Genomic DNA, 13044 nt, shown 5'->3' with positions numbered 1-13044 from the left:
TTAATTAATAAAGTCATAAATATGAATAAAATTTTATTCATATTTATGATTCTTTTAGAACAAAATTTTAATTTAATTCAAGCACAAAAAAATCTATTGTTTAATAATACAAAAAAAATATTTGAAACAAATAATGTTAAATTTATAAAATTAGAAAAAAAAAAATATTTAATTGTTCAAAATGAACTAAAAGAAAAAAATCAAAATATTGTTCAAAATAATATAAATCAAGAATATTACTTTAATTTTTTTTTCTGCCAAAATTTTGAAAATGAAGCAGAATTACTTTCAATACAAAAAAATAATAAAAAAAATGACTTAAATTCTGTTTTATATATTGATAATGAAAAAATTTCTCATAAATTATTTAAAAATAAAAATTCTTATATTCATATAAAAACTAGATTTTTTTTAAAAAAAACAAATATGAAAAATAATGATTATTATGAAAATGAAAAAATAATAAAGCACAATATTACAAATCAATTTGATATAGAAGTTTTTTTTAAAAAAAATAATGAATGGAAACAAAAAACAGAAAACAAAAATAAAATACCTATTTTTAAAGGCAAAAAAGAGATTTTAATTAAAATTTTTCATCATAATAAAAATTTAAATAATATAGAAGATCAACTTTATAAAAACCAAAAAATCGAATTATATATTGAATTCGATATAATAAATCAAGATAACGTTATCATATGTAAAGAAATAGAAAAATATAAAATTATTAAAAATATAGAAAAAAATAATGATTCTTTTTTTAAAAAAAAAATAAAAAAATAAATCCCAAAATCATTACAAATCAAAAAAAAATTAAAGAACATGTATTAATTAATTTTAATAAAAAAGAGCAACTATTAAAGGATTTAGAAAAATTCCAAAATTGTAATCTATATAAAGAATTCAAAAAAAACATTGTCTATTATAATCAAAATTTTAAATATGATCTTTTTTTTTGCTACTTAAACATGAAAAATGAAATTAAAATCAACAAATTTAAAAAATTTAATGATATTGATAATAAAAAAAAAACATTTAATTATATAGAAGATTTTATAAATATTCCAGATATAAAAAAAATTTTGATTTTATGGCCTTCAACAATTTATGATGAAGATAATAATAAAACATACTCTGATTCCCATTATATATTTCATATTGATGAAATAGGATCAATAGAAAAAAAAATTGAAAAATATAATTTTTTCAAAAATTTTTTTAATAAAATTTTTAAAATTTTATTATATTTGATTTACACAATAACAAAAAATGAATATATCAATCAAATAAAAAAAAATATTAACAAAAATCAAGACTATTACATATCTTTATATAATCAAAAAGAACTTCTTATAAAAAATAAAAATTTAAATAAATTAAAAATCGAAAATCAAAAAATAAGATTAAAAATTAAAATGAAAAAAAATAATAAAATAAAACAAAAAAAGATATGAAAAAAAACATGATCAAATCAAGAATCTTTTTAATTTTAATTATTCTTCTATTTTTAATAATAAATATATATTACATAAAATATATTGTAAATTATAGTATAGAAAAAAATAATCAACAAAAGTTAAACAAAAATAAAATTGAAGAAATATTAAAAGAAATTATAAATAATAATAATGATTATAATGATATTAATTGCATTGAAAGAGATATCGAAGAAGAACAAGTAAAAAGAATTGTAAACCCTATTATTAAAAAAAATATAGAAAATCAAATTTCAGATGAACTAAATTCTTTAAAAAAAGATATAAAACAAAATAAAGAAAGTATTAAAAAATATCGTAATAAAATAGATAATTTAAACTCTAATAACGAACAAAATTCAAAAAATAATAATTTATCAAATAAATTAAAAGAAACAGAAAAATATTCTGATTTTCATCCAGATACTATTTTTTTTCCTAAAAATAAAAAAAAATTTATTCCTTATGAAGAAATTATTGGAATGCAAAAAGAAAAAGAAGCTTTAGAAGAATTTTTAGATTATTTACAAAATACAGAAAATTATTCTAATGAAAAATTAGGTGTTATAGATAATCCTAAAGGAGTTATTTTATATGGTTGTCCTGGAACTGGAAAAACATTATTAGCTAGAAGTTTATCACTTAAAGCAGGAGATCAAGTATCTTTTTATGAAATAGCATCTCCAGAATTTTCTTGTTCTTATTTGGGAGAATCACCACAAAAAGTAAGAAACTTATTTCGAGATGTGAGAAATAATAACAAAAAACCTAATATTAAAGCTTCTATTATATTTTTAGATGAATGTGAAGAAATTTTTAAAAATTTATCTAATTTAGGGGAAAACTCTAATAAAGATTTGGCTAATATAGTGAATCAATTCAAAATAGAACTAACAAGCACAGAAAATGATCCTAACAAACCTATTTTAATTATAGGAGCAACTAATCATTTTAATCAATTAGATGAAGCAATTAAATCTCGTTTTGATTATCATATAGAAGTAAAAACATTAAATGAAAATGAAAGAAAAATATTTTTAGAAACTAGAATAAAACAAAGAAAAAATAATTATAATTCAGAAGCTTTTAATTATCTTATTAAAGATATAAATGCTAAAATAGAAAAATTTTCTGAAGAAAAAAAAGCTAATAGAGTATTAGAACAATTATTAAATGCTATTATAAGAAATACAGCTAAAAACAAAAGAAATATCGTATTAAAAGAAGATATACAAAAAGCTTTTGAAAAAATATATAATTTTAATAATTAAAAATAAATAAATTTTATAAACAATAAAAAAATTATAAAAATTAAATTTTAACTTAGAATATATAAAATTAAATTTTTAAACTGATTTAAAGGGCTAATAAAAACTAAAACATTAAAAAAAGATAAAAACAAAATAGAATCAAAACGATCTAATAAACCACCATGTCCTGGTAATATATTATTAAAATCTTTTATATTAAAATTCCTTTTAATTTTAGAAGCTATCAAATCTCCTATTTGAGCCAAAATAGAATTTAATAAAGAAAAAATAAAAAAACATAAAAAAGAAAGAAAATCTAAAACTTTTAAAGAATTAAAAAAAAATAAAAAAACAAAAAATAAAGTACAAATAATACCGCAAAAAAAACCCTCCCAAGTTTTTTTATTACTTATGATTGGACATAACTTTTTTTTACCAAAAAAATAACCACCTAAAAAAGCAAAACTATCACTAGTAGTTGTTATTAAAAAAAGATATAAAAACCAATTATAATTTAAACTAACTAAAGTAAAAAAACAAGAACTAAAAAAAATTATATATATTATTACAAATAAGATATTTTGAAATTGAATCACTTCAAAATCAGAAATAAATAAAAAAAACAAAAAGAAAATAAATAAATATAAAAGAGAAAAAAATAAAAAATAATGATTCTTATATAAGAAATCAATAATTTGATATAACAAAAAATCTTTTTTTTTCATTAAAAAAGTAATTGCTTGGTTATTATAAAAATAATTATTAAAAATAGCAACAAAATGAAAAAAAAACAGAAAACTAAAAAAAATTATATTTTTATTTAAAAATAAATTTTTTTTTTGCTCTTTTAATTTTAAGATATCTCTAGAAGCTAAAATAATAAAAAATAAAATAATGATTAGGAAAGAATAAATAAAAATACTCAAATGAAATTTTCTGTCTATATAAGTAAAAAAATAAAAATAAATTAAATTCAATAAAATCATTAAAATACCAAAATATATTTTTTTAAGACAAATATTATTCTTTTTCATTATTAAATAGTCAATAATTCTTTATTTTTTTTAATTTTTTCTTTTTCTATATTTTGAATCCATTTATTATTTAAATTTTGTATTTTATCCAAAAAAATTTTTTCTGAAGATTTATCCAATTTCATTTTTTTTATTTTATTATTACCGTCTCTACGTAAATTACGAATAGAAACTTTAGTTTGTTCAGCAATTTTTTCTATTTCTCTAGTTAATTTTTGTCTTAATTCTAAAGTAGGTTGAGGGAAAATCAAATCTACAGTTTTTCCATCAGTTTGAGGAGTTATACCTAATCTAGAAGACAAAAGTACTTTCATAATTTCCGGTACTAAACTAATATCAAAAGGTTTAATACATATTTTATTGGGTTTTACAACAGAAATAATACTAATATCTTTTAACAAAGTTTTTTCATTATAATAATAAATTTGAATTCTATCTAGTATTTGAGGATTAGCTATACCAGTTCTTATAGTTTTAAATTCTTCTAACATCACATTATGAGATAACATCATTTTATTTTCTAAATTTTTTAAAATATCTTGTAATAAATCTTCCATTTTAATTCTCCTTAGAGGTAATTATAGTTCCTATTTTTTCATTTAAAATAATTTTTTTAATATTTCCTTTTTTATTCATATCAAAAACAAACAAATTAATATCATTTTCCCAACACAAAGATACCGCGGTCATATCCATTATATTTAATCTTTGATCAATTAAATATTTATAATTAATTTTTTTAAGCAATATTGCATCCTTATATTTTTTAGGATCTTTATTATAAACACCCTCAACACCGTTTTTCGCCATTAATATAAATTGAATATTTAATTCTGCAGCTCTTAAAGCAGCTGCAGTATCTGTAGAAAAATATGGAGAACCTAAACCAGCACCCAAAATAACTACTCTTCCTTTTTGTAAATGTCTTAATGCTCTCATTTTAATATAAGGTTCAGCGATTGTAATAACATGAAAAGCTGTCATAACCCTTGTTTGAATTTGTATTTGTTCCAAAGCATCTTGTAAAGCTAAAGCATTAATTATAGTACCCATCATACCCATATAATCAGACTGACTTCTTTCCATACCTAATTCTTGACCTACAACACCACGCCATATATTTCCAGCTCCAACCATAATAACGATCTCTAATCCTAAATTTTTAATTTCTTTGATTTCTTCAGCTATTTTTTTAACTTTTTGCGGACTAATATTAAAATTATCTCCTTTTAAAGCTTCACCACTCAATTTTAAAAGAATTTTTTTAAACATTGTAACTATTATCTCCTTTTATCTCTTTTTTTATATATTCATATAATTTTGTTAATTTATTTAATAAATAGTCTATAAATAATGGAATAATAAAAAAAATTAATTAACTAAAAAATTTAAAAAATAAAACATTTTTTTAATTTCCTAATTGATAAAGATAAAATTTAATAATATTTACTTTTGCCAATTTTAAATAATCAAAAATTTTTTTATTAGGATCATTATATAAATATTGTTCTAATAAACAAATTTCATTTAAAAAATTATCTAAACGTTTATTTAATTCTTTTTCTATTTTTTGCTTAGACAATTCAGAATATTGATCTTTAATTTCTTCATAAATTTTATTTTTATTTTGATGAATAAAATCAGGGTCTATTTCTTCTTTACAAATAAATTTAGGATTATAAAATGCTATATGAACAGGTAAATCATGTTCAATATTTGAACAATGTTTATTTAAAATAACTAAACAAGCAATTTTATTATAATGTTGATATATTCCAAAACTTTCTTCATTTTTTTTATTAATAATATTAAATCTTCTTAAAAAAATATTTTCTCCAAAAATGGATCTTTGTTCTAATATTATATCTTTAATTTTTTTATCCTCAAAACTATAATTTAAAAAATCATCCATTGCCAAATTATAATTATCACAAAGAAATAATATTTTTTCTAATTTTTTACAAAAATCTAAAAAAAATCTACTTCTAGCAACAAAATCTGTTTCTGTATTTAATTCGAACATAACTGCTTTGTTACCTTTAAAAGAGACATGTACTAAACCTTCTTTTGGCAATATATTTTGTTCCTTCAAATAAATATCTTTTGAAACCATTTTTTGGCGTAATATTTCAATAGCTTTGTCTTCATTACCTTCAACACTTTGCAACATTTTTTTGCAATCAACAATACCTGCTCTAGTTTTATCTCTAACTCTTTTAATCATTTCTATCGTTATCTTCTTCATAATTTTCTCTCACTTTTTAATTTTATTTATTAATATGATTATTTCACTATTATAAAAAAATATATAAAATACAAAAAATGTTAAAAAAAAGATGTTAAATTTATTAACATCCTTCAATTATTCATATTCGTTAGAAAAATAATTTATTTTATTCTTAATAATCAATGTTTATCACTAACATTATTAATGTTATTATCATAAGAAGAATCTAATTTAGTATTATTTTTGTTATAAAAATCTTTATTATTTGAAATATTTTGTTGACTTAATTTATTTCCTTCAATTACTGCATTAGCAATAATAGATGTAATCAATTTAATACCTTTGATAGCATCATTATTAGCTGGAATAATAAAATCAACCAAATCAGGATCACAATTACTATCAACTATACCAAAAACTGGAATGTTTAATTTACGAGCCTCATTAATAGCGATAATATCTTTTTGTGTGTCCACTACAAAAAGAGCACTAGGCAACTTATTCATATTTTTAATACCGCCTAAAAATTTTTCTAATTTTTCTCTTTTTCTAGTTAATTCAACAACTTCTTTTTTAGGTAAATTATTCCATAAACCATCTTGTTCTTTTTTATATAATTCCTTTAAAAAATTAATTCTTTTTAAAATAGTTTGAAAATTAGTAAAAGTTCCTCCTAACCATCTATGTATTACATAATATTGATTAGATCTAATAGCTTCTTGTTTAATAATTTCTTGAATTTGTTTTTTAGTACCTAAAAATAATAATTTTCCATTTTTAGAAGATATTTGAACAATTTGTTTATAAACATTTTCAATAGATAAAATTGTTTTTTTTAAATCTATAATATGAATTTTATTTCTAACAATAGGAATTCCTTCATTAGAAGAAAAAAGAAAAGGTTTCATTTTATAATGGCATTTTCTAGCTGCATGTCCAAAATGGATACCCGATTCTAATAATTGTTTTATAGTTACAACAGCCATATAATATTAAATTAACTCCTTATTATCATTATTAAAACGTATTTTAAGAAAATTATAATCTTAATTTTAACCTATTAATTATAACATATTTTATTTTTTTTGTTATTTCTATTATTGATATTACAAATAAATCAAATTTTAATTATCTATCTGTATAAACTGACCCAATAAAATAATACCAGTAAAAAGTAGTTATTAATAAGTCAAATTGTTTTTTTTAACAAATAAAAAAACAACTTGGCTTTTTTCTTTTGGCTAAAGTGAGGTTGTGAATAAAAAGGAGTTTAACGAAAATGAACGTTTGTGAAGTATTATTAAATCTAAATGATGATAATGTGCTTTGTTTTTTACCCCCTCAAATCATTTATTTTTATCCAGCTCAAAAAGGTTTAGTGAAAGAAGTCATCGTTACTGATCTCGGAACCAAGAAAAATCATTGGTGGTTTTATCAAAATCAAATTTTAAATAAATATCAAAAATATTCTTTAAAACATCAAAAAATAATAGCTTTATTACAGTTCGGTCAATTAAGATATATGGTAACATCATTTATTAAAAACCTGGCCATCTTCATACCGAAAGTTATGATCGTCAGGGTAAGAGGTATTTTCACAGCTTGTCTCTCGCCAATTTTGTAGCCTTCCGGAACCTGGAGATGGAAAAACGACTTTCTTGTTAGATGGTCTCAGTTGATCTCAATGAAGACTTTTTAAACAAAACATCGCACAGTCGAAATTACCCCAGCGGTGTCCGTCAACGCAGATTAGGGGCCGGCTTGTTCGTCCGTAGCGAGATTTTTCGAGTTTATTGATTTTAAGAATTTCGTTCTAAAAGAAATGCTGAAACTCTAACAATGGTACATACTTTGTAACAAGACATGGAGTAGGACCATTGCTTGATAGTTACTAATTATTTAATTAAAAAAATACCTCATATCACCAATATGAAACTACAAAAATGATTTACTATACACCAACTATCAACTTTTTGATATAAACGTATATAATATTTAAATAAAAATAATTGATCGAATAAAAGGAGTTTTTAATAATGTTAAATAAAGTTCAATTGACAATAAGAAGTTTTTTTACTGCTTCTGTTTTATTATTTTGTTTATTATTCATTCCTCATAATTCTATTAAAGCAGAACAAAATTCTGATATTGAGGACTATACTATTGAAGAAATTTTAATGCTTAAAACATTATCAGAAAAAGAAGATTTAATCGATAAACTGCTCATAGATTTAAAAAATATAATTCAAATGAATAATTTTGAAGAAAAAATTCTGAATCAATTTAATCGTTGTATAGAATTTAAACTTTTACTAAGTAGCAAAATTAGTGACTTAATTTCTTGTAATCGTCCAAAAACTTCTTATGCTAGAAAGAATTCAATAGATTCTCTTTTGAAAATTAGTGATCTAATACTTTGTTCTGGTAAAACTTTTTTAAATGATCTAAAATTTCTGGAATTACAATATCTAAAAATAAATTTTATAGAAAAAAAAATTAAAAAATATGAATATGATAAACACCGTAGTCTTTTTAAAAATTTTGATAAACTTAATTTGACAATGTCTGGTCTTATTGAAACTTATGTAAGATATCATGATGATGCTTGCAATTTTATTAATACTTTGTTCGAATTCGAAAAGTTAAAATGAATCATTTATTTTTTCTATTTTAGAAAAAATGAGAAAATAAATAACCAATCCTCTTTTTAGAGGGCTTTTTGTGTTGGGCGAGCGGCGAACACATCTTTTTTTTCTTTTTTTCTTCCTTTTCCTTTTCTTTTTTAATTATTAAATCATTCTTTTTAACTATTTATTCTTTTTTTTATTTAAGAAAGAAGAAGAGGGAAAACGCCTCCCAGCGTTTTTCCCTCTTACTACTTTCGTCATTCTTTTTTTCTTTTTTTTACTTTTTGAAAAGAAATTTAAAAAAAATCTTGACAAAAAGTTTTCTTTTTAATATAATTCTTTTTAATATAATGTAGCTGTGAACGTTAGAGAACATTAGAGAACAGTAATAAATATATATAATTTACTTACTTACTAAAGTAAGTAAATTATATATATTATATGTTTTCTTTTTTCTTTGTTACTTTCTTTTTTCTTTGTTTAAAAAAAATGAAAACTAAATTTTCAAAATTTAATAAAAATATGAAATGTTTTTACGGAAAGAAAATTGAGTAAAAAATATGCTCTATTTTATATGTTTTTAATATCAAATCTCAACGAAAAACTTTTTTAAGTTATATAATAGCAGTTCAAATACCCCTATTTTTTAAAAAAAATTGATTATTTGATTCGATTTTCTTTTTTTTAAAGGATGAATGACGAATAATAGGGATTTTATTATCATATGAGGAATTCAGAAGTCTTATAAAATTCTTTCTCAAAGTATAAAAAAACCAGCTATTAAAGTTGGTTTTTTTACTTTATTTTTACTTAATATTTTTTATATTTATTTTCTTTAAATTTTCTTTTTAGTTTCGTAGATATCAAATAAACAATAAAAGCAATAGCAGGTAAAAAAACATAAATAATATAGAAAAAATTAAACCAAAATAAGTAATCATGCCCAAAAATTGCAATATATAATTTTGATAAAAATGGATATAAAGTTATGGAGATTACACAAGTTTCGATAGTGAAAAACCAATGAATAAAATTTTTCTTTTCTTGACGATTAATATTAGGTTCTATATATTTATTCTTTAAAAAACACGTTTTATATTTTTTATTAAAATGATAATAACAAGGTCTTAAAAAATATTTATAAATTCTCGTAATACTAGATAAGAATAAAAATAATTCACATAAGAACAAAAATGATTCAAACATAATAAACTTTTTAAATACCTTTCTTCATATTATATTTATTCTTATAATAACTTTTTTTAAAAAGTTCGCTATCTTTTTATGTTGACTTTTTTTCTTTTAAGTTATACTACCAGTAGTTAATAAATAAGTTGACTTAGATTATTAAAAATCAAAAGAGTTATTTCTTTTATTTTTGAATCAAAAAAACAACTTTTTATTGGTCTCGTTTTTGATGGTTCACATCAGTTTACCCAAAACGACTTTTGTTTCGGCGAAAACTTTGTTTAAACAACTAAAAGAAAAAATGATAAACCAAATGATAAACAATATATCAAAAAAATTTTGTAGATTGTCCTTTATTAATAAAATTAAAAATTGTTTTATATATTTTTATTTACTAAAAAAATTTAAGGTTATTTTCAAAAATATTCTTTTTTTACTTTTTGATGAAAACGAAAAAAACTAAATTTGAAAAAATTCAAAAAATAAATATTTATTTACTAATAAAATTAATGTAAAAATTCAATAATCTAAACATTTTTAAAAAATTTTTTTAAGAATAATACATAATTTATATAATTGATAAATAATTTAAATCATCAAAAGAAATTAATAATATTTTAATAATATGAATATTAATTATTATGATAAAATTTCTTTTGGAATCGATAATATTATTCCAAAAGGAGTTGTAAAAAAATGAATTTTAATTTCAAAAAATTGAAACTATTCACAAATAATTTTTTATTTTTTATATTTTTGTCTTTTTCTTTTATGAAAATTAATTTCAAATCACATAAAGTTTTTGCTTTAGGAAAAACAAAATTTTTCTCAAATAGCATTTTTATTTTTGAAAAAACAAAAGGAGTAATAGCTTCTGTTATGATAGAAAAACAGAAAAAAATAAATGAAAAAAAAATAATAGAATATATAGAACAAAAAAGAATATCGCAAAAAAGATTATTTCAACATAAAAAAGAAGAATTACAAAAAAGAAGAGAAAAATTTCTATTTCATATAATAATGTCTCCAAAAATAGAATAATTATTCTTTTCGGTTTTTTAAAATTATTTGATATATATTAAAATATTGTTTCTAATTATATTTAGAATCATATTTTAAATCTTTAAAAATTACTTTTTATAAAATAGACATTAAATAAAAATCAAAATAAAATTCAATCTAATTTTTTTTATATATTATATTGATAATTATTATTGAAAAAATTAAATAGTAAAACGATAATAATAGTATTTAGTTACTATTTTTTTTTAAAAAATATTTTAAAAAAACATAAATTTATAAATTTTTGTTTTTTTTAGCATTAAAAACAAATTTATTTTCTTTCGATTTTAGCCAATTAACTATATTAGAGAAATGCTTTACAAAAATAAGAATAGTTATAAAAAAAATAATTAAAATTTCTTTTTTATAGATAGGAAAAAAAGATAAAAAATTAAAATAAAAACAAATACATAAAAAAAAATCGACTAACAAAGTAGAAATTAAAGAAGCTAAAAAAGCATAACCAAAAATTCTTAAAAAAATAATAAAAGATAAAATCCCGAAAAAACCAATAAAAGGATTTATATAAAAAACAACACCCACAGATGTGGCAATAGCTTTTCCGCCCTGAAAATTATTAAAGATAGAAAACATTTGTCCTAACATAACAAAAAAACCAAAATAAATTCTTATCTCTGTTTTATCTATTAAAAAAAAAGAAATATTTTTATAATAACAAACTATTTGCATCAAAAAAAAACCTATAAAAATAGATAAAAATCCTTTTAGAAAATCCAAAATAAAAATTAATAAACCATACTTAAAACCTAAAACACGAGCGGCATTAGAAGCTCCAATATTTTTAGAACCTAATAATCTCAAATCTTTTTTTTTAAAAAATTTTCCAATTATTAAACCTGTAGGAATAGAACCTATCAAATAACAAAAAAATAAAATCATAATAAAAAACCAAAAAAAATTTAATTGGTTCAATTTTAATAAAATTCCTAACATTTAATTAATCTACCTTTGCTTAATATATTTAATTTAATTATTTATTTTTTTATTATGTTAATAAACAAAAAATTAAATACTATTTATTAAAAAATAAACAGACAAAATATGTAATAAATTACCGAAAATAACAAATATATGCCAAACAAAATGATAATATTTATATATTCTGGATTTACTATAGAAAAAAACACCAATAGTATAAAAAATACCACCTAACAATAAAAACAATATAATTTTATAATCCATAAGTAATAAATCTTTTAAAAAAAATAATCCGTTCCATCCTAAAAATAAATATAGAAATAAATGTATATTTTTCCATTTAGTAAAATAAAAAAATTTACCTAAAATACCTAAAATAACTATAAAAGTTTGAATTAAAAAAAATATACATTCTTTACTAAAAACAAAAACAAAATTTTCTTCATCTATATAATCACGTCTTAAAAGTAAAAAAGGTGAAAAACTACCCCAAATCAATAAATAAATACAAATATGATCTAGTTTTTGTAATTTAAATTTCCAATTTTGAGAAGATAAAGAATGATATAAGCAACTAGTAGTATACAAAATTAACATTGTTAAAGAAAATAAAAATAGGGATAAAATATTTCTAAAATTAAAATTTTGTCTATTAATTAACAAATGATAATAAAAGAAAAAAGAAAAAATACTGAAGGGAATCATTATACCATGAGAAATAGCGTTCGCTATTTCTTCTCCTAAAGTTTGTTTTGTTTGATTTTTATATTGATTAAAATTCATAAAATATTTCTTATTTTTCCCCTTTTTTAAAATAGTTAAAATTTTTTATAATTTCTTTTTTTATTTGGTTATATTCACGATCTATTAGTGAATAATTTTGATTTTGAATAAAACTAATTTCTTTTAATTCAAAACGAGGTATTAAATGAACATGATAATGAAATATGGTTTGACCAGCTTCTTTTCCATTATTATTTAATAAATTAATACCTTTAGCATTTAAAGTTTTTATTAAAACTTTACTAATAATCTGAATTATTTCAAACATATGTAAAAAAATATTTTTCGGTATTTCAGTTATAAAAGAATAATCTTTTTTTGTAGCTACTAAAGTATGACCTTTAGTAAATGGATTGATGTCTAAAAAAGCAATAACCAATTCGTCTTCATAAATTATATAACTAGGTATTTTTTTATTTATAATTTCAGTGAAAATAGTTGTCATATCAATCGATC

General features: G+C 19.5%; 15 protein-coding genes. 6 read left to right on the top strand and 9 right to left on the bottom strand.

Annotated elements, in window-relative coordinates:
- The first annotated feature begins 21 nt into the window (after positions 1 to 21).
- From F1741_RS01855 to F1741_RS01845, 3 genes are all read left to right on the top strand, one after another.
- Positions 22 to 786 carry a hypothetical protein gene (locus F1741_RS01855; protein WP_152309915.1) on the top strand — a complete coding sequence of 255 codons (765 nt, stop codon included), beginning with the start codon at positions 22 to 24 and terminating at the stop codon, positions 784 to 786.
- Positions 787 to 971: 185 nt separating this feature from the next.
- Positions 972 to 1457, top strand: a complete 486-nt coding sequence (locus F1741_RS01850; RefSeq protein WP_152309914.1) for a hypothetical protein — start codon at positions 972 to 974, stop codon at positions 1455 to 1457.
- Positions 1454 to 2749: an AAA family ATPase gene (locus F1741_RS01845; RefSeq protein ID WP_152309913.1), complete on the top strand. Its 1296-nt coding sequence runs from the start codon at positions 1454 to 1456 to the stop codon at positions 2747 to 2749. The genes F1741_RS01850 and F1741_RS01845 overlap by 4 nt, the downstream gene beginning before the upstream one ends.
- Before the next feature lie 47 nt (positions 2750 to 2796).
- Here F1741_RS01845 and F1741_RS01840 read toward each other — a convergent pair whose 3' ends face one another.
- The 5 genes from F1741_RS01840 to rpsB form a co-directional block, all read right to left on the bottom strand.
- On the bottom strand, positions 2797 to 3762 hold the full coding sequence (locus F1741_RS01840) for a phosphatidate cytidylyltransferase (protein WP_152309912.1): 966 nt from the start codon (positions 3760 to 3762) through the stop codon (positions 2797 to 2799).
- Between the two features lie 2 nt (positions 3763 to 3764).
- A complete protein-coding gene (locus tag F1741_RS01835; RefSeq protein ID WP_152309911.1) occupies positions 3765 to 4319 on the bottom strand; it encodes a ribosome-recycling factor in 555 nt (184 codons plus the stop codon).
- Position 4320: 1 nt separating this feature from the next.
- Positions 4321 to 5034, bottom strand: coding sequence for a UMP kinase (pyrH, locus tag F1741_RS01830; RefSeq protein WP_152309910.1), 714 nt, complete (start codon positions 5032 to 5034; stop codon positions 4321 to 4323).
- Between the two features lie 136 nt (positions 5035 to 5170).
- Positions 5171 to 6007, bottom strand: a complete 837-nt coding sequence (gene tsf / locus F1741_RS01825) for a translation elongation factor Ts (RefSeq protein ID WP_152309909.1) — start codon at positions 6005 to 6007, stop codon at positions 5171 to 5173.
- Between the two features lie 161 nt (positions 6008 to 6168).
- A complete protein-coding gene (gene rpsB / locus F1741_RS01820; RefSeq protein ID WP_152309908.1) occupies positions 6169 to 6975 on the bottom strand; it encodes a 30S ribosomal protein S2 in 807 nt (268 codons plus the stop codon).
- 293 nt (positions 6976 to 7268) lie between these two features.
- On the opposite strand from rpsB, the gene F1741_RS01815 reads away from it, so the two are divergent.
- Positions 7269 to 7613, top strand: a complete 345-nt coding sequence (locus F1741_RS01815; RefSeq protein WP_152309907.1) for a hypothetical protein — start codon at positions 7269 to 7271, stop codon at positions 7611 to 7613.
- 412 nt (positions 7614 to 8025) lie between these two features.
- A complete protein-coding gene (locus F1741_RS01810; RefSeq protein ID WP_152309906.1) occupies positions 8026 to 8640 on the top strand; it encodes a hypothetical protein in 615 nt (204 codons plus the stop codon).
- Between the two features lie 786 nt (positions 8641 to 9426).
- Here F1741_RS01810 and F1741_RS01805 read toward each other — a convergent pair.
- Positions 9427 to 9822, bottom strand: coding sequence for a hypothetical protein (locus F1741_RS01805; protein ID WP_152309905.1), 396 nt, complete (start codon positions 9820 to 9822; stop codon positions 9427 to 9429).
- Positions 9823 to 10500: 678 nt separating this feature from the next.
- Between F1741_RS01805 and F1741_RS01800 the strand changes: the two genes are divergently transcribed.
- Positions 10501 to 10845: a hypothetical protein gene (locus F1741_RS01800; protein ID WP_152309904.1), complete on the top strand. Its 345-nt coding sequence runs from the start codon at positions 10501 to 10503 to the stop codon at positions 10843 to 10845.
- Positions 10846 to 11100: 255 nt separating this feature from the next.
- On the opposite strand, the gene plsY is transcribed toward F1741_RS01800, so the two are convergent.
- The 3 genes from plsY to F1741_RS01785 all read right to left on the bottom strand — a co-directional run bounded on the left by plsY (position 11101) and on the right by F1741_RS01785 (position 13033).
- A complete protein-coding gene (gene plsY, locus F1741_RS01795) occupies positions 11101 to 11820 on the bottom strand; it encodes a glycerol-3-phosphate 1-O-acyltransferase PlsY (RefSeq protein WP_152309903.1) in 720 nt (239 codons plus the stop codon).
- 72 nt (positions 11821 to 11892) lie between these two features.
- Positions 11893 to 12588 carry a PAQR family membrane homeostasis protein TrhA gene (gene trhA, locus F1741_RS01790; protein ID WP_152309902.1) on the bottom strand — a complete coding sequence of 232 codons (696 nt, stop codon included), beginning with the start codon at positions 12586 to 12588 and terminating at the stop codon, positions 11893 to 11895.
- A gap of 10 nt (positions 12589 to 12598) precedes the next feature.
- Complete coding sequence (locus tag F1741_RS01785) at positions 12599 to 13033, bottom strand: HIT family protein (RefSeq protein WP_152309901.1); 435 nt, start codon at positions 13031 to 13033, stop codon at positions 12599 to 12601.
- Positions 13034 to 13044: the final 11 nt, after the last annotated feature.

Source organism: 'Cynodon dactylon' phytoplasma, assembly GCF_009268075.1.
In the GTDB taxonomy this organism is placed as follows: Bacteria; Bacillota_I; Bacilli_A; order Acholeplasmatales; family Acholeplasmataceae; genus Phytoplasma; species Phytoplasma cynodontis.
The sequence above is the reverse complement of the archived record's forward strand: the minus strand, read 5'-3'. Positions and strand labels throughout refer to the sequence as shown.

Excerpts from the sequence above, each read along its gene's own strand:
- F1741_RS01855 (WP_152309915.1), top strand. The coding sequence starts at position 22 with ATGAATAAAATTTTATTCATATTTATGATTCTTTTAGAACAAAATTTT.
- F1741_RS01850 (WP_152309914.1), top strand. The coding sequence starts at position 972 with ATGAAAAATGAAATTAAAATCAACAAATTTAAAAAATTTAATGATATT.
- F1741_RS01845 (WP_152309913.1), top strand. The coding sequence starts at position 1,454 with ATGAAAAAAAACATGATCAAATCAAGAATCTTTTTAATTTTAATTATT.
- F1741_RS01840 (WP_152309912.1), bottom strand. The coding sequence starts at position 3,762 with ATGAAAAAGAATAATATTTGTCTTAAAAAAATATATTTTGGTATTTTA.
- F1741_RS01835 (WP_152309911.1), bottom strand. The coding sequence starts at position 4,319 with ATGGAAGATTTATTACAAGATATTTTAAAAAATTTAGAAAATAAAATG.
- pyrH (WP_152309910.1), bottom strand. The coding sequence starts at position 5,034 with ATGTTTAAAAAAATTCTTTTAAAATTGAGTGGTGAAGCTTTAAAAGGA.
- tsf (WP_152309909.1), bottom strand. The coding sequence starts at position 6,007 with ATGAAGAAGATAACGATAGAAATGATTAAAAGAGTTAGAGATAAAACT.
- rpsB (WP_152309908.1), bottom strand. The coding sequence starts at position 6,975 with ATGGCTGTTGTAACTATAAAACAATTATTAGAATCGGGTATCCATTTT.
- F1741_RS01815 (WP_152309907.1), top strand. The coding sequence starts at position 7,269 with ATGAACGTTTGTGAAGTATTATTAAATCTAAATGATGATAATGTGCTT.
- F1741_RS01810 (WP_152309906.1), top strand. The coding sequence starts at position 8,026 with ATGTTAAATAAAGTTCAATTGACAATAAGAAGTTTTTTTACTGCTTCT.
- F1741_RS01805 (WP_152309905.1), bottom strand. The coding sequence starts at position 9,822 with ATGTTTGAATCATTTTTGTTCTTATGTGAATTATTTTTATTCTTATCT.
- F1741_RS01800 (WP_152309904.1), top strand. The coding sequence starts at position 10,501 with ATGAATTTTAATTTCAAAAAATTGAAACTATTCACAAATAATTTTTTA.
- plsY (WP_152309903.1), bottom strand. The coding sequence starts at position 11,820 with ATGTTAGGAATTTTATTAAAATTGAACCAATTAAATTTTTTTTGGTTT.
- trhA (WP_152309902.1), bottom strand. The coding sequence starts at position 12,588 with ATGAATTTTAATCAATATAAAAATCAAACAAAACAAACTTTAGGAGAA.
- F1741_RS01785 (WP_152309901.1), bottom strand. The coding sequence starts at position 13,033 with ATGACAACTATTTTCACTGAAATTATAAATAAAAAAATACCTAGTTAT.